The organism is Pseudomonas sp. FW305-7, assembly GCF_058786735.1.
Map to the genome: position 1 here is coordinate 1 of NZ_JBYSZA010000032.1, position 18,370 is coordinate 18,370.

Sequence of the window (18,370 nt, forward strand, 5' to 3'; positions counted from 1 at the left end):
GAGTCTGAGTTCGGCTGGATATTTCAGGTCGATGTATTTCGACCAAGCAACTCGGTCAGTCCCCTCTCCCACTGGGCGGTCCGACGTTTCGGGAGGGCTAGGGTGAGGGTGCTTTTGCTTTTAGGCGGCCTGAGAATAGAAGTCGAGCACGCTGACCCCCGTCAGCAAATCGGTCTCGGGCAAATCCGCATGCTGGTGCCCGCCCAGCGCGCAATACACCAGCCAATGGCGATCCTGAACATTGAAGGCGAGGCTGCCGACGAGGCTTTGCTGTTCGTCGTAAGGGGCGATGAGGTACAGGCGATCCTGGTTTTCAGCGTGAAGCATGTCGCGTTCCGTGTCGGTTTCGAGGCGCGCATGGTGGTGCATCTACATGACGAAGCCGTGACACAGGACAGCCATCGGTCGATTGTTGGGTTATTTGTCGTAAAGGGCAGGCGTCGGGGGCAGGTTTCGGTAGAATCCCGCCGCGGTCGTCGGTCTGGCGTCCGCCACACCGATTACGTTTGAGGTCTGTGATGTCGCTGCATTTGATGACGCTGTTTACCGCCCATCCCGCCAAATTGATCAACCTGCTCGCGCTGTTACTGGCGTTCCCGGGCAGTTGGCTGCTGCACGCGACCCGCCGCCGTGAACAGCGCGCGATGGCCAGCATTGCTGCTCAGCGTCAGGCGCAACCGAACGCCGAGCCGATCCTCGATTGGGCAACGCTGCGCATGAACCGGTTTTTCTACCGTTTCGGGTTTGCCTGCCTCGGCCTGGCCCTGATCATCTCGTGGATCAGCACCCGCTTCTGAAGCGAATGCAAAACCTTGTGGTGAGGGGATTTATCCCCGATGGCCTGCGCAGCAGGCCCATGATTTCTCAGGCAGAAACCTGAGGCCGCTTCTCGCCCCATCGGGGATAAATCCCCTCGCCACAGGTGCGCAGCGCTGTTGATTACAGCGGCAACCCAGCCTTGACCCGGTACTGATTACGCACCGGCGTCGCATATTGCAGCACCAGATACGGTCGATGCTCCTCAGGGCAGGCATCCAGTCGGCTCAGCCATTCTTCCTGCGCCTTGGCCAGTTCATCCGCCGGGAACACCTCGGCAGCCTTGGGCACATTCAGTGCCGGATCAGCTTCCGCCCACTGCGCATACGCCAGGTAATGCACCGGGAACAGGCGATAGCCGCCGAGAATCTGCTTGTCCATTTCGACTGCCAATTGCTTGGTGTCTTCGAACAGTTCTTTGATCGGCGCTGCGAAGTTCACGTGCACGCGGCCCTTGTAGCCGGTGATGCCCTTGGCGATGCTCACGTCGTCCTCGCCCGGTGCCTTCGCGTAAGTGCCAGTGGTGGCGCGGATGTACAGCTCGCGGGCCTTGGCCTGGTCGCACGGGTCGTATTCGTAACTGATCGACACCGGGGTGACGTTCAGCGACTGGATCACTTCGCCGAACGGCTCGTCCTTGCGGCTCATGTGGAACATCTTGAGGATCGCCGACTCGGTACGGTCGTCGCCATCCTTCGCCCGGCCTTCAGCCTGAGCAATCCAGATCGACGCGCAATCGTTGCGGATCGAGTGGTTGATGTAGGCCGAGAGCAATTGATAGGCGGCCATTTTCTCGCGGCGCCCGGTGATCGAGCGGTGCACGATAAAACTTTTGTTCAAGCGCATCAGGTCGCTGACAAACGGCTTTTGCAGCAGGTTGTCGCCAATCGCGATGCGCGGCGTCGGCAGGCCGGCGTGGTACACGGCGTAGTTGACGAAGGCTGGGTCCATCACGATGTCGCGGTGGTTGGCGATGAACAGATAAGCGCTGCCGGACTTGAATTGCTCGACACCGGTGTAGGTCACGCCGTCGGTGGCGCGCTCGATGGTGTGGTCGACGTAAGACTCGACCTTGTCCTGCAAACTCGCCACCGAGGTGACGTCGGCAAACTCACGACGCAGCCGATGGGCTATAAGTGGTTTGAGCATCCAGCCGAAGGCACCGGCAAAACGCGGGAAGCGGAAGTGGGTGAGGATATCTAGAAACGCCTTGTCGCCGAGCAGCCTTGCCAGTACCACAGGTACTTCGCTGTCGTCGTAAGGTCGGATGGCATCGAATTCGCCCATCATGCTCTCTTGTTGGAAACGGCTAGGGTAAGTAAAGGTGTTGATCAAACACCACGGGGCACGGTCTGAAAAAGTAGCCAGACAAAAATAGCCCTGCAAATAGACCGGCGATTATACGCACAAGTCACTTGGGAGACCGCGATGCTGGAAACCGCACTGTATGAATGTCCGTATTGTGGTGAAGAGGTCGAGACGACGGTGGACCTGTCCGCTGGCGATCAGACCTACATCGAGGACTGTCAGGTGTGTTGTCGGCCGATCACGTTCGTATTGCAGGTACATGAAGAGGATTGGTTTCTGGAAGTCTTCAGCGAAAACGAGTGAGGGGCGCCCATGCAGCGAATCTACGAGCCGGAAAACCTCATGGAAGGCGAAATGCTCAAGGGCATGCTCGCCAGCGAAGGCATCGAGGCGCACCTGGTGGGGCGCGATCTGCTCGGCGGTACGGGTGAACTGCCAATTTTTGGCCTGTTGGGACTGTCGGTCGACAACGATCAGGCCGAGTACGCCCGCGAGCTGATCACCGCGTACAATGCCGCGCTGCCGCTGCCCGGCGATGAACCGGAGAGCTTCCCCGGTACGCTGGTCTGTTAGGCTGACGTTCGTTTTACTTCTGAGTCGTGTTGCCCCATGTGTGGACGTTATGCCCTGTTTCGCTGGAACCGTGATTTCGCGGCCCTGCCAGGTTTTCCTGCCGATCAACTGGCGCAGTGGAACATTTCCCCCTGTGACTCGGTGTTGATGCTGCGTGCCGCTGAAGACGGCCAGCGCACATTGGCCCGTGCGCGCTGGGGGCTGACGCCACCGTGGCTGACCGATCTGTCGCGCACGCCAGCGCATGCCCGGGCGGAAACCGTGGCCGAGCAACCGATGTTTCGTGAAGCCTTGCGTCTGCGTCGTTGCCTGCTGCCGGCCAACGGTTTTTACGAATGGCGTGGCACCCAGCGCAAACGCCCGTACTGGCTGACGCCGGGGGAGGGCTCCTCGCTGTTTTTTGCGGCGATCTGGGAAGCGTATCCGGTGCAGGAACAGGTGTGGCTGAGCACGGCGGTGATCACGCAAGCGGCGGCCAGTCAGCGCCGGCCGTTGATTCTCGATGAGGCCGGGCAGGCGGCGTGGCTCGATCCCGAGACGCCGTTGCATGTCTTGCAGGGTCTGCTCGCCAGTGAACCTGCCGCGCTGCGTGAGCGGGTGTTGGCGAATATGGTCAATGATCCGAAGCTCAATGGGCCGGAGTGTCTGACGCCGGGTTAAAGCCTGTAGATCAAAAGCCCCTCACCCTAACCCTCTCCCGGAGGGAGAGGGGACTGATTGGGGGATATTGACGAAATACACCGACTTGAAAGGTCTGTACTGAATCCATAATCGACTCAGTTTCTCAGGTCGATGTGTCGTGCAAGACACCTCGGTCGGCCCCCTCTCCCTCCGGGAGAGGGCTGGGGTGAGGGGCTTTTGGCTTTTCAGACCTTGAACTGATTGATCAACCGCCGCTGCTGCTCCGCCAGTTTGGTCAAATCAGCACTCGCCGAACTCGACTCATCCGCGCCGCCCGCCACTTCATTGGCTACCTGACCGATATTGATCACGTTGCGATTGATGTCATCGGCCACCGCGCTCTGCTCCTCGGCCGCACTGGCAATCTGCGTGTTCATGTCGTTGATCACCGACACCGCCCGGGTAATCGTCTCCAGCGCCTCAGCCGCTTTCGCCGCGTGCTGCACGCTTTCGTCGGTGCGGTTCTGGCTGTCTTCCATGACCCGCACCACATCGCGCGTGCCCTGTTGCAGTTGCTGGATCATGGACTGGATTTCTTCGGTGGCTTTCTGGGTTTTCTGCGCCAGATTGCGCACTTCATCCGCCACCACCGCAAACCCGCGACCCTGTTCACCGGCTCGCGCAGCCTCAATCGCCGCGTTCAGCGCCAGCAGATTGGTCTGCTCGGCGATCCCGCGAATCGCGGTCAGAATCGCATTGATGTTTTCGCTGTCCTTGGCCAGCGTCTGCACCACTTCCACAGCCTTGCCGATTTCCACGGCCAGCACGCCAATCGAGTTCGACGTGTCGCGAACAATCTGCATGCCTTGACCGGCGGCCTGGTCGGCGTGGCTGGCGGCTTGCGCGGCCTGGGTGGCGTTGCGCGCCACGTCCTGCGCGGTGGCGGTCATTTCCTGCACCGCCGTCGCAACCTGATCAATCTCGGCCATCTGTTTCTGGATGCCGATGTTGGTGCGAATCGCAATGTCGGCCGTGTGTTCCGACGAATCGCTGACGCTCTGCACCGACGTCACCACTTGGGTGATCATCGCCTGCAACTTGCTCAGGAAAGTGTTGAAGCCCTTGGCGATCGAGCCCAGTTCATCGCTGCGGTCACTGCTCAAGCGCCGGGTCAGATCGCCCTCGCCCTGAGCGATGTCATCGAGCATGGCGACCATTTGCTTCAGTGGTCGGGCGATGCCGTGGCCGACCAGCCAGATCACCAACAGGCCGACGCCGGCGATGATCAGACCGACCATGGCCATGCCGAAGGTGTCGGATTTGCGTTGGGCGTCGAGGTCGGCCTGAAGTTTCTGCAAGTCAGCCATCACCGCGTTCAACGGCAATTGCAGCATCAGTGTCCAGCGTGCGTCGGTCTGGCTGATGCCGAACGGCAGGTACAACTCGATGCGGCCCTTGTCCTTGTTGACTGAATAAGTGACTTCGCCGCGCTTGAGATTGGCCATGTTGGCAATCTGCTCGGCGTCGAGAATGTCGCTGACCTTCTCGCCGAATTTGCTCGTGTCCTTGGTGTAGGCAACGATCCGCCCGTTGCCGCCGACCAGCGCCATCTGCCCGGCGCCGCTATAAAGTTTCTGGTTGGCGCCCAGAAGCATTTCCTGGATGAAGTTCACCGACAGGTCGGCGCCGACGATGCCTTGGAACGCGCCATTGAGCATGATCGGCTCAATGAATGAAGCGAGCATGACGATTTTGTCGCCGACCTTGTACGGCGCCGGATCGATCACGCAGGATTTCTTGCTCTCTTTCGAGCACAGGTAGTACTCGCTGGCGCGCACGCCGGTGGAGAGGACTTTCTGATCGTCGACGTCCACCAGTTTATCGAGGCCGAGCGTGCCGTCGTCATTACGGAACCACCACGGCAGGAAGCGCCCGTTGGCCGCATCGATACCCACCACGCTGGTGCCGATGTAGGCCGCGTCGTTGTGATCGAGGGCGTTTTTTTCCCAGCCGATGTAGGTGCCGAGAATCTTCGGGTTCTTCTCGACGTTCTCTTTGATCAGGCTGATCAGTTGCTCACGGCTGACGTTCAAGCGCGGCTGGCCATCGGCGCCCGGCGTGCCGAGCAGGGCGTTGACCCGTACGAGTCCGCCGGCAATCAGCAGCGGCGCTTCGAGTTCGCGCTGGATCTGGCTGACCTGGGTTTGTGCCAGCGAGGTCAGGCGCTGTTCGATGACTTGCTCGAACTGGGCCTGGGTGCGCTGTTGCACCATGTCCTGAGTGCGGGCGCCGGAAAACAGCGCATACAGCACCAGCGCGGCGACCACGCTGAGAACGATGGCGCCGGCCAGGGCGGCGACGGAAAACTGGATCGACTTGAACTTCATGGGAGCTCCGCACGCAAGAGGACGTCTGCGCTGTTGTATCGGCAGCAGGCATTGCGCCATGAGTCGCGGCGAAGGGATTTGCCCAGGGATGTCGCAAATGGATCAGTGGGCGACGCCGTGGCAGAGGCTTGTCGGGCGCTGTGAATTTTTTACGACAGGGGTGCGGGAAATTTCTGAAAGTCGCTGCAATACGTCCGTTGTATCTGGCGTCGATACAATTACCCGCCTAGGATACGCGCAGGTTTTCAGGGAGCTTTTGAATGAACAAGACATTGGTTGTAAGTGCACTGAGCGCAGCGCTGTTGCTGGCCGGTTGTCAGTCGGTCAACACCACCAGCGGCGGCGCCGTGGGTGTGGAGCGCAAGCAGTACATGTTCAGCATGCTGTCCTCGCAAGAGGTCGACCAGATGTATGCCCAGTCGTATCAGAAGACCGTCGGCGAAGCATCGAGCAAAGGCGTGCTGGACAAGACCAGCCCAGAGGCCAAGCGGGTTCAGGCGATTGCCAACCGTTTGATCGCCCAGGCGCCGAACTTCCGTCCGGATGCGGCGCAGTGGCAGTGGGAAGTCAATCTGATCAAGAGCGATGAACTCAACGCCAACTGTGGTCCTGGCGGCAAGATCATTTTCTATACCGGGTTGATCGACAGCCTGAAACTCACCGACGATGAAATCGCTGCGGTGATGGGCCATGAAATCGCCCACGCCTTGCGCGAGCACGGTCGTGAAGCGATGTCGAAAGCCTATGGCGTTGAAATGGCCAAGCAGGGCGCGGGCGCGTTGCTCGGTCTGGGTCAGGACAGTCTGGCGCTGGCCGACACCGTGGCCAACTACGGCATGACCTTGCCCAACAGCCGTGCCAACGAAAACGAAGCCGACCTGATTGGTCTGGAGCTGGCCGCACGCGCGGGGTACAACCCGAACGCGGCGATCACGCTGTGGAACAAGATGAGCAAGGCGTCGGAAGGTTCGCCGCCGGAGTTCATGAGCACTCACCCGGCATCGACCAGCCGGATTGCCTCGTTGCAAGCGGCGATCCCTAAGGTTATGCCGCTGTACGAACAGGCCCCGAAATCCTGAGTCGGTGATCGTTCCCACGCTCTGCGTGGGAATGTCTCAAGGGACGCTCCGCGTTCCAAAAGGGATGCAGAGCGTCCCCGGCTGCATTCCCACGCAGAGCGTGGGAACGATCCTTCTCTCAGGGTTAAACCCAGCCACTGCTCTGCATCGCCTTGTACACCGCGACGATCGCCAGAATCAGGAATGCCGAAGCCGCCAGGCGACGGATCAAGGTCAACGGCAATTTATCCGCCGCAAAATTACCCGCCAATACCACCGGCACGTTGGCAATCAACATGCCCGCCGTGGTGCCGATAATCACCAGCCAGAGTTCCGGGTATTGCGCGGCGAGCATCACTGTCGCGACCTGTGTCTTGTCACCCATTTCGGCCAGGAAGAACGCAATCAGCGTGGTCAGGAAAGGCCCGAACTTGCGTGCGGTGCTGGTTTCATCGTCGTCCATTTTGTCTGGCACCAGCGTCCACAACGCAGTGGCGGCGAAGCTTGCGGCGAGAATCCAGTGCAGAACAGAGTCTGAGAAAAAGCTGCCGAACCAGGCGCCGACCGCACCGGCTGCTGCGTGGTTGGCCAGGGTCGCGGCAACAATACCGGCAATGATTGGCCAGGGTTTGCGGAAGCGAGCGGCGAGAATCAGCGCGAGCAGTTGCGTCTTGTCGCCGATTTCGGCCAAGGCAACGATTGCGGTGGGAACGAGTAATGAGTCCAGCATCAGGATTTTCCTAAGGGGCGGGTCGACACGGCTATGACACGTACAGCCTTCCCGCCCCGGGTAAGGTGTGCGTGTCATAGGTCTTGTCAAACCCTGCGATCCGTCTGGTGCGGACGCTTGGGTCGCATACGCCATGATCTGAGGATCAAGTATGTTGACGTATGCCGGACGAGCTTGGCGCTCGTGGGAGACTACTCCCCTAGGACGGAGCGGATTCTGCCTAGGCAAATCCGATTGAGCAAGCCTCTTTTTGAAAAGAAATTTCAGCCGCGTTTGGCGCGGTAAATCCGGAAACCATTGCCCTCGGCCTTGATCGCACAGATCCCAAGATGCTCTTCGATCAACGGTTGATACTTCAGGAAGCTGTTCGCCACCAAGCGCAGTTCGCCGCCGTTTTTCAGATGTTTGGCCGCTTTTCGCAGCAAGTTCTCGGTGGCGAAATAATCGGTGTGCACGCCGACATGGAACGGCGGGTTGCTCAGGATGGCGCTCAAGCCCATCGGCGCGGCGTCGATTCCGTCACCGGTCAGCACCTCGGCTTCCAGACCGTTGGCGGCCAATGTCAGACGGCTGCTGGCGGCGGCAAACGCATCAACATCAAGCAACGTGACTTGATTGTGCGGGTAGCGACGTTTGACCGCAGCGCCCAACACGCCCGCGCCACAACCGAAGTCGAGCAGATGACCGCTCGGCAGTTTGTCCAGATGCTCCAGCAGCAGCGCGCTGCCGCGATCCAGCCGGCCATGGCTGAACACGCCCGGCAGGCTGATGACTTTCAGCGGGCCTTCGGCCAGTGGCAGCTCATAAGTCTGCGCCAGACTGTCCAGCGATTTCGCTTCAGGCGCATTGGCGACCGTGACTTGCCACAGTTGGCAGTGACGCGCGCTATCGAGCTTGCGTGGCTTACCGAACGGGTTGAGCTGCTTGGACGCGCCTTCGATACCGCTGCGTTTTTCGCCGACCAGAAACACTTCGCGCCCAGCCAGACGCGCTGCCACCGCGTTGAGGATGTAATCGGTCAGGTCCTTGGACTTGGGCAAAAACACCACGGCGCTGTCGAACTCGCGCTCTGGAATGTTCACGCCAAAATGACTGCGACCTTCGAAACGCGCCTCGAGGGCGGCTTGATCGCCGGCATGCCAGCACCAGCCAAACGCATTGGGCAGGCGCCCGAGCAAATCGTCGGCAGGCAAACCGGCCAGCAACAGCGAACCCTGGAATAACTCGGCCTGACGAAGCAGTACTTCACTGCGCGGATCCATAACTGCTCCTCAAAAAAAAGTGCCGCAGTTTATCAACTGACGACCCGCAGCGCCTTACCGCTGAAGAACGCCTCTGCGTTTTCAGTCAATTGACCGACGATGCGCTGCCGGGCTTCGCGGCTGCCCCAGGCGTTATGCGGGGTGACAATCAGGCGCGGAATGTCGGCGGCCAGCAGCGGATTACCCTGGGTGGGTGGTTCGACGCTGAGCACATCAGTGGCAGCGCCGCCGAGATGGCCGGCGCGCAAGGCATCGGCCAGCGCCTGTTCGTCGATCAGTCCACCGCGGGCGGTGTTGACCACGAACGCCCCGGGTTTCATCAACGCCAATTGGTGGGCGCCGATGAAGTGACGAGTGTGTTCGTTGAGCGGGCAGTGCAGGGTCAGGGCGTCGATCTGCGGCAGCAATTCATCCAGTGGCAGGCGATCCGGCCGGGCCGGACGCCCCGGAATCTGCCCGAGCAATACGCGCATGCCGAAAGCCTCAGCCAGACGCGCGACGGCGCCGCCGAGTTCGCCATGGCCGAGCAGGCCAAGGGTTTTGCCTTCTAGTTCGACAATCGGGTAGTCGAGCAGGCAGAACTGTTTGGCCTGCTGCCAGCGACCTTCGCTGACGGCTTTCTGATAATCGGCCAGGCGGGTGGCGAGGTTGAGCAGCAACATGATCGTGTGTTGCGCCACCGATGGCGTGCCGTAACCCTGGCAGTTGCACACGGTGATGCCCTGAGCGCGGGCGGCGGCGAGGTCGACGTTGTTGGTGCCGGTGGCGGTAATCAGGATCAGCTTTAGATCCGGGTTGGCGGCCATGGCGGCGGCGTCGATCAGGATCTTGTTGGAGATCGCTACTGTTGCACCTTGCAGGCGTTCGGTGACTTGTTCCGGCAAGGTCTGGGCAAACAGTTGCAGGTCGCTGAAGCAGGCGCGCAACGGGCTGAGGTCGAGATCGCCCAGGTCCAGCGAAGGGTGATCGAGGAATACGGCGCGGCGCGGGTTCGTCATCAACTGTACCTTTTGTGCTTTGAACGGAAGGCGTAATCTGCCGAGCCTACCAGATGAAACAAATCGTTACGTGCTGGTCGAACTCCACCGATATGTTGCAGGTGAGTGCAGACTCTGTGGCGAGGGAGCTTGCTCCCGCTGGAGGGCGAAGCCGTCCCAATCAGGACGCTCAAGTTTTTTCAGAAGTACCGCAACATCCGGTTTTACGACTGCTGCGCAGCCGAGCGGGACGTTGCGACGATTCGACAAGCTCCCTCGCCACAAATGGGGGGTGGACGCAGATTCAATGTTTATCCCTAAATTGTAGGAGCCCCCATGTACTGGACCGAGTTCTTGACCGTTGCACTGATCCATCTGCTGGCCGTCGCCAGCCCCGGCCCGGACTTTGCCGTGGTGGTGCGCGAGAGCGTGACCCACGGTCGGCGCGCCGGCACCTGGACGGCGTTGGGTGTCGGCACGGCGATTTTCCTACACGTGGGGTATTCGCTGCTGGGCATCGGCCTGATCGTGTCGCAGTCGATCGTGCTGTTCAACGCCTTGAAATGGGCCGCCGCGGCTTACCTGCTGTACATCGGTTTCAAGGCCTTGCGCGCTCAGCCGGCAAAAACCGTCACCGATGACCTGCACAAGGAAGCGGGTGTGCGCACTGCCCGTGGCGCTTTCACCTCGGGTTTCGTCACCAACGGTCTGAACCCGAAAGCCACGCTGTTCTTCCTGTCGCTGTTCACTGTGGTCATCAACCCACACACGCCGCTGGCGATTCAGGCGGGTTACGGGGTTTATCTGGCGGTCGCGACCGCGTTCTGGTTCTGCCTGGTGGCGATGCTGTTCAGCCAGCAACGGGTCCGCGCCGGTTTTGCCCGCATGGGCCACTGGTTTGATCGCACTATGGGCGCGGTGCTGATCGCGCTCGGCGTGAAAATCGCGTTTACCGAGATGCATTGAGAAAACACCGCAAACAACCTGTGGGAGCGAGCCGGCTCGCTCCCACAAGGTATTGGGGTGATTCCTAAAGGAGTTCGCTGAGCTTGCTGAGGGTATTGAGATACTCGCGGGGATTCTCCCCGAGCAGGCGTCGAAACATCGCGCTGAACGCCCGCGCGCTGCCGTAACCCAAGTCCCGCGCCACGCTTTGTATGCTGTCTCCGGCGAGCAGGCGCGGCATGGCTTCCATCAGGCGCAGTTGCTGGCGCCAGGCATTGAAATTCATCTGCAGTTGTTGCTGAAACAGCCGCGTCAGTGTGCGCGAACTGGCGCCGACCTGCTGCGCCCAGTCTTCCAGCGTGTTGGGATGATCCGGGGTTTGCAGCAGCGCCAGACAAATGTTTTGCAGACGCCGGTCGCTGGGCATCGGGATGTGCAGCGGCAGGTTTTCCAGGCTGGCGAGTTCTTCCAGCATCAGTTGCTGAATCAGCGGATTGTCGGCATGCGGCGGACCTTGCACGGCACGCAGGATCAGCTCGCGCAACAACGGCGTGATCGCCAATACGCAACACTGATGCAAGCTGGCCGGCGACAGCTCAGGGGCGATGAACAGCGAGCGCATCTGCACATCGCCGGACATGAAAATCTCGTGCGCCACTTCCGGTGGAATCCACACCGCGCGGCTGGGCGGAATCACCCACGCGCCCGATTCCGTGACCACGCGCATGACGCCGCAGACGGCATACAGCAACTGTGCCTCGCGATGCAGGTGCAGCGGCTGGTGCGCGCCGTCCAGATAATCCCGGGGATAGGCGCTCACCGGGCCGTGTTCGAAGTGGCTGATCAACATGGCGGTTTTGATGACTTGTTTGGCAGGAATGCGCTTTTTCGCCAACTTAGCATAGGCGCATCACAACAACGAAAAGCGTGCCGCAATGAATCAATCCAGCCAAGTCATCCGCTACATCAACGCTGCCCATGTGATCGATCACATGTTCATGCTGATATTTCCCGCTGCCGTGCTCGGCATGACCCAGGCCTTCGGCCTTGATTACGCCGCGCTGATCGGCCTGTCGCTCGGCGGCTTCATCGCTTTCGGCGCCTGTTCGCTACCCGCCGGTTGGCTGGGCGATCACTGGAGTCGGCGGCAGATGATGCTGGTATTTTTCTTCGGCATCGGCACTTCCGCGATCTTCACCGGCCTGAGTAACAGCCCGGCCATGCTGGTGATCGGCCTGACCCTGATCGGCATTTTTGCCGCGATCTATCACCCGGTGGGCACGGCAATGTTGGTCGCGTACGCGCAGAACCGAGGCCGGGAAATCGGCATCAACGGTATGTGGGGCAACCTCGGCGTGGCGTTTTCGGCGCTGATCACCGGTTTGCTGGTGGCGCAATTCGGCTGGCGCTCGGCGTTTCTGTTACCGGGGGCGGTGGCGATTGTGTTGGGTATCGGCTTTGCCTTGCAGGTACGTGAGGAGCCGATTCCGCAACGCCCGCACACCGCCCTCAAAGGCGCCGGCGGCCAGCGCATTTCGATGGTTATGGTGTTCGGCGTGCTGGCGCTGGCCACGGCCACCGGTGGCGTGGTGTTCAACGCCACCACCATGACCTATCCGAAATTGTTTCAGGAGCGCTTGCATGAGTTGTTCGCCTCGCCGCAAACCCTTGGCGTGGTGGTCAGTCTGGCCTACGCGTTTGGTGCGGTCGCGCAGTTGAGCATTGGTCGGGTGTTGCACCGGATCAGTCTGAAATGGCCGTTCATTGTGTTGACGATGTGCCAGGCACCGCTGCTGTTTGCGCTGGCCTATGCCGACGGCTGGGTGGTGATCGCTCTCGGTGCAGCGTTCATGTTTGTAGTGTTCGGTCAGGTCACGGTGAACGATGCCATGGTCGCCAACTTCGTCGCACCGCAGTGGCAATCCCGGGTCTTTGCCCTGCGTTACTGTTTATCGTTCGGTGCCAGTGCGACGGCGATTCCGCTGATTTCCTATGTCGAACCGCGCCAGGGTTTTGTGGGGCTTTATCTGATTCTGGCGGGTTTCGGTGCTTTGACCTTTCTGGCCGCAGTGGTTTTCCCACGCACACCTTCCGAAGAGGCGGCAGGACAAACCGCCTGAGCGGTGGCGAATTCCGGCAAATGCTGGCGCAAAGCTAGCATTTGTACGGCTGTGCAAATCATTCCTTCGGCTGATTTGGCTGGCGTATAAGGGTTCTAGAGTACAAATCTCTACGCCAACACCGTGCAGTCAGAAAAGGGATTCTTATGTTGCAGACTCGCGTCATTCCCCCGGCCGATGGGGCCTACCAGTATCCATTGCTGATTAAACGGCTGCTGATGTCCGGCGCCCGCTACGAGAAAACCCGCGAGATCATCTACCGTGACCAGTTGCGCTACAGCTATCCGACCCTGATCGAGCGCGTCGCGAGGCTGGCCAACGTGCTCACGGCGGCCGGTGTGAAGGCCGGTGATACCGTGGCGGTGATGGACTGGGACAGCCATCGTTACCTGGAATGCATGTTTGCCATTCCGATGATCGGCGCGGTGATCCACACCATCAACGTGCGCCTTTCGCCGGAGCAGATCCTCTACACCATGAACCATGCCGAGGACCGCTTCGTGCTGGTCAACAGCGAGTTCGTCGGCCTGTATCAAGCGATCGCGCCGCACCTGACCACAGTGAAGAAAACCCTGCTGCTGACCGATCTGCCGGAAAAAAACGCCGAGCTGCCGAACCTGGTTGGCGAGTATGAGCAACTGCTGGCAGCCGCCAGCCCGCAATACGACTTCCAGGATTTCGACGAAAATTCGGTCGCCACCACGTTCTACACCACAGGCACCACCGGCAACCCGAAAGGCGTGTATTTCACCCATCGACAACTGGTGCTGCACACCATGGGCGTGTCGACCATCATGGGCTCGATCGACAGCGTGCGTCTGCTCGGCACCAACGACGTGTACATGCCGATCACCCCGATGTTTCACGTTCACGCCTGGGGCCTGCCTTACGTGGCGACCATGCTTGGACTCAAACAGGTTTATCCGGGGCGTTACGATCCGGAGTTTCTGGTCGAGCTGTGGCGCAAGGAGAAGGTCACGTTCTCCCACTGCGTGCCGACCATCCTGCAAATGTTGCTGAATGCCAAAGGCGCGCAGGGCACCGATTTCGGCGGCTGGAAAATCGTCATTGGCGGCAGCGCACTCAATCGCACCTTGTATGAAACCGCCAAGGCTCGTGGCATTCAGCTCACCGCTGCGTACGGCATGTCCGAGACCGGTCCGCTGGTTTCCTGTGCGCATCTCAATGATGAGCTGATGGCCGGCACTGAAGACGAGCGCACCACCTACCGGATCAAGGCCGGTGTGCCGGGGCCGTTGGTGGAGGCAGCAATCGTCGACGCCGAGGGCAACTTCCTCCCGGCCGATGGCGAAACCCAGGGCGAACTGGTGCTGCGCGCACCATGGCTGACCGAAGGCTATTTCAACGAACCGCAGAAGGGCGCCGAACTCTGGGCCGGTGGCTGGCTGCATACCGGTGATGTGGCGACGCTCGACAGCATGGGCGTGATCGACATCCGCGACCGCATCAAGGACGTGATCAAGACCGGCGGCGAGTGGATCTCTTCGCTGGACCTCGAAGACCTGATCAGTCGTCATGTCGCGGTACGCGAAGTAGCAGTGGTGGGCATCGCCGATCCACAGTGGGGCGAGCGTCCGTTTGCCCTGCTGGTGATTCGTGAAGGTCATGAAATCGGGGCGCGCGAGCTCAAGGAACACCTCAAGCCGTTCGTGGAGTTAGGGCACTTGAGCAAGTGGGCGATTCCAAGTCAGATCGCCCTTGTTACCGAAATTCCCAAGACCAGCGTCGGCAAGCTCGACAAGAAGCGCATCCGCCTCGACATCACGGAATGGCAGACCAACAACAGCACCTTCCTTTCGACACTTTGAGTGTCTGCTGGCGCCCCAAACCCGCCCCCCCAGACCCACCAAGCAAGCGCTTGCCTTGTGAAATCGAAAAATTCAGCCATCCTTGCCGTGCCGACATGCGTCGGACTGGCGAAAGGACTGTTCCAGAGTGGTTGGCGACTGCAAATCACACTTTAGAGGGATCAAGCAGTACCACCTGCTGGCTATAGTCCGCTCAAGGATTTTTAAGAACGGGGCACACGCACACATCGGGGCGATGCATCTTTGGAGTGATTTCGGGTCGCCGCTGGCACCCGGTCATCCACAACGTTTTTAAAAGTACTCACTGCCATAACAATAATGCACATGGAGTAGCGTCGATGACCTCAGTAAACCAGTTCTGGCGCCGGGCGAAACTGCCTCTGGCGGTCAGTCTTGCTTCTTCGCTCGCCGGGCCCGCATTCGGCGTCAGTTTCAACGTCGGTGAAATCGAAGGTCAGTTCGATTCATCCCTGTCGATCGGCGCCAGTTGGTCTACCCAGAGCCCGAACAAGAACCTCATCGGCGTCAACAATGGTGGTCACGGTCTGTCGCAGACTTCCGACGACGGCCACGCCAACTTCAAGAGCGGCGAAACCTTTTCGAAGATCTTCAAGGGCATCCATGACCTTGAATTGAAATACGGCGACACCGGCGTGTTCGTCCGTGGCAAATACTGGTACGACTTCGAACTCAAGGACGAAAGCCGCGAGTTCAAGGACATCAGCGATTCGGGCCGCAAAGAGGGCGCCAAGTCGTCCGGCGGGCAGATCCTCGACGCCTTCGTCTACCACAACTACTCGATCGCCGATCAGCCGGGCTCCGTGCGTCTGGGCAAGCAGGTGGTGAGCTGGGGTGAAAGTACCTTCATCGGTGGCGGCATCAACTCGATCAACCCGATCGATGTGTCGGCGTTCCGCCGTCCAGGTGCCGAGATCAAGGAAGGCCTGATTCCGGTCAACATGTTCTACGTGTCCCAGAGCCTGACCGAAAACCTTTCGGCCGAAGCGTTCTATCAGCTGGAATGGGACCAGACCGTTGTCGATAACTGCGGCACGTTCTTCTCGCAGCCGGACATCGTTGCCGACGGTTGCAACGACAACCTGCGCGTGCTGAACAAGCGTTCGCAAATCCCGGCCATTGCCTTGGGGCCGTTGGGCGCCAACGGCGTCAACGTCAACGAGGAAGGCGTGCTGGTACGTCGTGGCCCGGATCGCGATGCCCGTGACAGCGGGCAGTGGGGCGCCTCCTTCAAGTACATGTATGAACCGCTGGACACCGAGTTCGGCGCCTACTTCATGAACTACCACAGCCGTGCGCCGATCTTCAGCGCCACCGGTGCGCCACAATCGGTCTACAACACGGCGCGCGCGCTGCCGGGGCCTTTTGCGGCACTCGCACCACTGCTGGTCGCGGGCAACTCGAATTACTTCATTGAATATCCTGAAGACATTCGTCTCTACGGCCTGAGCTTCTCCACCACCCTGCCTACCGGTACGGCGTGGAGCGGCGAGATCAGCTACCGTCCGAACGCACCGGTGCAACTGAACTCCACCGATATCCTGTTCGCCGGTGTGCGTCCGATCGGCGGCGCACTGACCAACGCTTCGATACTCAATGGCGTGCCGGGTCAGGATCTGCACGGTTACGAGCGCAAGGAAATCACCCAGCTGCAGACAACGTTCACGCACTTCTTCGATCAGGTCATGGGCGCCAGCCGTCTGACCCTTGTTGGTGAAGTCGGCGCGACCTACGTCGGCGGCCTGGAAAGCCGTTCCGACAAACGTTATGGCCGCGATCCGGTATATGGCCCGGGTGAGTTGCCGGCCACTGGCGGCGTCAATACCTGCGCCAATATTCTCAACGCCAGCACCATCAATGGCGCCGGGCCTGGCTCGCCGCAGAACAACCGCAGCCGCAATTGCGACAACGACGGTTTCACCACGTCGATGTCCTGGGGCTACCGCGGTCGGGCGATCTGGGAATACAACGACGTGTTTGCGGGTGTGAACCTCAAGCCGAACGTGGCCTGGTCCCACGACGTCAGCGGTTACTCGCCAGGCCCTGGCGGCAACTTCGAGGAAGGGCGCAAGGCTGTCAGCCTCGGCGTTGATGCCGAGTACCAGAACACCTACACCGCGAGCCTGGCCTACACCAACTTCTTCGACGGCAAGTACACCACCGTGGATGATCGCGACTTCGTTGCGCTCAGCTTCGGCGTGAACTTCTAAGCACTGCATTTCAGGACGAACGAATTTATGAAAATAACAAAGAGTCTGTTCCACGCCGGTGTTCTGGGCCTGTCGCTGCTGGCGACCGGTGTCATGGCCGCAGTGCCTGCTGCCGAAGCCGACAAACTGGGCAAGAGCCTGACCCCGATGGGCGCCGAAATGGCCGGCAATGCCGACGGTTCGATCCCGGCCTGGAAGCCGCTGCCGAAGAATGCGGGCAGCGTCGACAGCAAAGGTTTCCTGTCCAACCCGTACGCCAGTGAGCAACCGCTGTTCACCATCACTGCGAAGGACGCCGACAAATACAAGGACAAGCTTGCGCCGGGCCAGTACGCGATGTTCAAGCGTTACCCGGACACCTTCAAGATGCCAGTGTATCCGTCGCATCGCGGCGCCACCGTGCCGGATGAAGTGTTCGCCTCGATCAAGAAAAACGCCACCACCACCAATCTGGTGTCCGGTGGCAACGGTCTGGAAAACTTTGAAACCGCTGTACCGTTCCCGATTCCGAAAAGCGGTGTGGAAGTCATCTGGAACCACATCACCCGCTATCGCGGCGGCAGCGTGACCCGTCTGGTGACCCAGGCGACGCCACAGCCGAACGGCTCGTTCAGTCTGGTGTACTTCCAGGACCAGTTCGTGTTCCGCGACAAGATGAAGGACTACGACCCGAAAAACCCGGGCAACATCCTGTTCTACTTCAAGCAGAAAGTGACGGCGCCGGCACGTCTGGCCGGTGGTGTGTTGCTGGTGCACGAAACCCTCGACCAAGTGAAGGAGCCACGTTCGGCGTGGGTCTACAACGCCGGTCAGCGTCGTGTGCGCCGGGCGCCACAAGTGTCCTATGACGGTCCGGGTACTGCGGCGGACGGTCTGCGTACCTCCGACAACCTCGATATGTACAACGGTGCGCCGGATCGCTACGACTGGAAGCTCGAAGGCAAGAAAGAGATGTACATCGCCTCCGACAGCTACAAGCTCGACGATCCGAAGCTCAAGTACACCGACATCATCAAGGCCGGCCACATCAATCAGGATCTGGCGCGTTACGAGCTGCGCCGCGTCTGGCACGTGGTTGCAACCCTGAAAGAAGGTCAGCGCCACATCTACGCCAAACGTGACTTCTACATCGACGAAGACACCTGGCAAGCTGCGGTGATCGACCACTACGACGGTCGTGGTCAACTGTGGCGTGTGGCCGAGGCGCATGCCGAGAACTACTACGACAAGCAAGTGCCGTGGTATGCCCTGGAAACCCTCTACGACCTGCAGTCCGGCCGCTACCTGGCACTGGGCATGAAGAACGAAGAGAAGCAGGCGTATGACTTCGGCTTCACCGCCACCACCAGCGACTTCACCCCGGCGGCACTGCGTCAGGATGGTGTTCGCTAAACCGCTGTAAACGCGAGGCCGCATCCTCGTGAAAACGCCCCGACTGGTTCGGGGCGTTTTTTTGCGTGTAGTCTTTTTGTAGCCATTTGTAGCAGCAACCTTCATAACCGGTTCGTTTAAGGCT

The 18,370-nt window shown here is 60.0% G+C and carries 17 protein-coding genes, 1 pseudogene and 1 riboswitch; of the genes and pseudogenes, 10 read left to right on the plus strand and 8 right to left on the minus strand.

Features of this window, described 5'->3' with window-relative positions; all coding sequences use genetic code 11:
* Positions 1-120 precede the first annotated feature (120 nt).
* The gene (locus AC3WMT_RS26625; RefSeq protein WP_103306252.1) at positions 121-327 is read right to left on the minus strand and encodes a hypothetical protein; all 207 of its coding nucleotides are present in this window, start codon (positions 325-327) and stop codon (positions 121-123) included.
* Positions 328-518: 191 nt separating this feature from the next.
* Between AC3WMT_RS26625 and AC3WMT_RS26630 the strand changes: the two genes are divergently transcribed.
* Complete coding sequence (locus AC3WMT_RS26630; protein WP_103306248.1) at positions 519-797, plus strand: hypothetical protein; 279 nt, start codon at positions 519-521, stop codon at positions 795-797.
* Between the two features lie 142 nt (positions 798-939).
* Here the strand turns inward: AC3WMT_RS26630 and AC3WMT_RS26635 are convergent, their stop codons facing one another.
* Positions 940-2,103 carry a 1-acyl-sn-glycerol-3-phosphate acyltransferase gene (locus tag AC3WMT_RS26635; protein ID WP_177431448.1) on the minus strand — a complete coding sequence of 388 codons (1,164 nt, stop codon included), beginning with the start codon at positions 2,101-2,103 and terminating at the stop codon, positions 940-942.
* 141 nt (positions 2,104-2,244) lie between these two features.
* Here AC3WMT_RS26635 and AC3WMT_RS26640 point away from each other — a divergent pair, with 141 nt between their 5' ends.
* The 3 genes from AC3WMT_RS26640 to AC3WMT_RS26650 are packed head-to-tail and all read left to right on the plus strand — an operon-like array spanning position 2,245 to position 3,357.
* Complete coding sequence (locus AC3WMT_RS26640; RefSeq protein WP_103306246.1) at positions 2,245-2,427, plus strand: CPXCG motif-containing cysteine-rich protein; 183 nt, start codon at positions 2,245-2,247, stop codon at positions 2,425-2,427.
* Positions 2,428-2,436: 9 nt separating this feature from the next.
* Entirely contained in the window at positions 2,437-2,697 is a 261-nt protein-coding gene (locus AC3WMT_RS26645; protein ID WP_025109321.1) for a putative signal transducing protein, read from the plus strand.
* Positions 2,698-2,733: 36 nt separating this feature from the next.
* Positions 2,734-3,357: an SOS response-associated peptidase gene (locus AC3WMT_RS26650; protein ID WP_103306245.1), complete on the plus strand. Its 624-nt coding sequence runs from the start codon at positions 2,734-2,736 to the stop codon at positions 3,355-3,357.
* A 206-nt stretch (positions 3,358-3,563) separates the two neighbouring features.
* Here AC3WMT_RS26650 and AC3WMT_RS26655 read toward each other — a convergent pair whose 3' ends face one another.
* Both AC3WMT_RS26655 and AC3WMT_RS26660 read right to left on the minus strand, forming a co-directional pair.
* Positions 3,564-4,406 (minus strand): methyl-accepting chemotaxis protein, encoded by an 843-nt coding sequence (locus AC3WMT_RS26655; protein WP_492578019.1) that lies wholly within the window; start codon positions 4,404-4,406, stop codon positions 3,564-3,566.
* 12 nt (positions 4,407-4,418) lie between these two features.
* A pseudogene (locus AC3WMT_RS26660) lies at positions 4,419-5,765 on the minus strand (methyl-accepting chemotaxis protein); the annotation flags it as partial.
* A 200-nt stretch (positions 5,766-5,965) separates the two neighbouring features.
* On the opposite strand from AC3WMT_RS26660, the gene AC3WMT_RS26665 reads away from it, so the two are divergent.
* Positions 5,966-6,784, plus strand: a complete 819-nt coding sequence (locus AC3WMT_RS26665) for a M48 family metallopeptidase (protein WP_103306243.1) — start codon at positions 5,966-5,968, stop codon at positions 6,782-6,784.
* Between the two features lie 124 nt (positions 6,785-6,908).
* On the opposite strand, the gene AC3WMT_RS26670 is transcribed toward AC3WMT_RS26665, so the two are convergent.
* The 3 genes from AC3WMT_RS26670 to AC3WMT_RS26680 all read right to left on the minus strand — a co-directional run bounded on the left by AC3WMT_RS26670 (position 6,909) and on the right by AC3WMT_RS26680 (position 9,753).
* Positions 6,909-7,493, minus strand: coding sequence for a TMEM165/GDT1 family protein (locus tag AC3WMT_RS26670; RefSeq protein ID WP_103306242.1), 585 nt, complete (start codon positions 7,491-7,493; stop codon positions 6,909-6,911).
* An 88-nt stretch (positions 7,494-7,581) separates the two neighbouring features.
* A riboswitch (yybP-ykoY riboswitch) is annotated at positions 7,582-7,706 on the minus strand.
* 50 nt (positions 7,707-7,756) lie between these two features.
* On the minus strand, positions 7,757-8,755 hold the full coding sequence (locus tag AC3WMT_RS26675) for a methyltransferase (RefSeq protein ID WP_103306241.1): 999 nt from the start codon (positions 8,753-8,755) through the stop codon (positions 7,757-7,759).
* A 32-nt stretch (positions 8,756-8,787) separates the two neighbouring features.
* Positions 8,788-9,753: a 2-hydroxyacid dehydrogenase gene (locus AC3WMT_RS26680; RefSeq protein WP_103306240.1), complete on the minus strand. Its 966-nt coding sequence runs from the start codon at positions 9,751-9,753 to the stop codon at positions 8,788-8,790.
* Between the two features lie 315 nt (positions 9,754-10,068).
* Here AC3WMT_RS26680 and AC3WMT_RS26685 point away from each other — a divergent pair, with 315 nt between their 5' ends.
* Positions 10,069-10,698 carry a LysE family translocator gene (locus tag AC3WMT_RS26685; protein ID WP_103306239.1) on the plus strand — a complete coding sequence of 210 codons (630 nt, stop codon included), beginning with the start codon at positions 10,069-10,071 and terminating at the stop codon, positions 10,696-10,698.
* 64 nt (positions 10,699-10,762) lie between these two features.
* Here the strand turns inward: AC3WMT_RS26685 and AC3WMT_RS26690 are convergent, their stop codons facing one another.
* A complete protein-coding gene (locus AC3WMT_RS26690) occupies positions 10,763-11,527 on the minus strand; it encodes an AraC family transcriptional regulator (RefSeq protein WP_103306251.1) in 765 nt (254 codons plus the stop codon).
* 85 nt (positions 11,528-11,612) lie between these two features.
* Between AC3WMT_RS26690 and AC3WMT_RS26695 the strand changes: the two genes are divergently transcribed.
* The 4 genes from AC3WMT_RS26695 to AC3WMT_RS26710 all read left to right on the plus strand — a co-directional run bounded on the left by AC3WMT_RS26695 (position 11,613) and on the right by AC3WMT_RS26710 (position 18,246).
* Positions 11,613-12,797: an MFS transporter gene (locus AC3WMT_RS26695; RefSeq protein ID WP_103306238.1), complete on the plus strand. Its 1,185-nt coding sequence runs from the start codon at positions 11,613-11,615 to the stop codon at positions 12,795-12,797.
* A gap of 146 nt (positions 12,798-12,943) precedes the next feature.
* Entirely contained in the window at positions 12,944-14,626 is a 1,683-nt protein-coding gene (locus AC3WMT_RS26700; protein ID WP_103306237.1) for a fatty acid--CoA ligase, read from the plus strand.
* A 338-nt stretch (positions 14,627-14,964) separates the two neighbouring features.
* A complete protein-coding gene (locus tag AC3WMT_RS26705; protein ID WP_103306236.1) occupies positions 14,965-16,854 on the plus strand; it encodes a DUF1302 domain-containing protein in 1,890 nt (629 codons plus the stop codon).
* A 27-nt stretch (positions 16,855-16,881) separates the two neighbouring features.
* Positions 16,882-18,246, plus strand: a complete 1,365-nt coding sequence (locus AC3WMT_RS26710; protein ID WP_103306235.1) for a DUF1329 domain-containing protein — start codon at positions 16,882-16,884, stop codon at positions 18,244-18,246.
* The last annotated feature ends 124 nt before the right edge of the window (positions 18,247-18,370 follow it).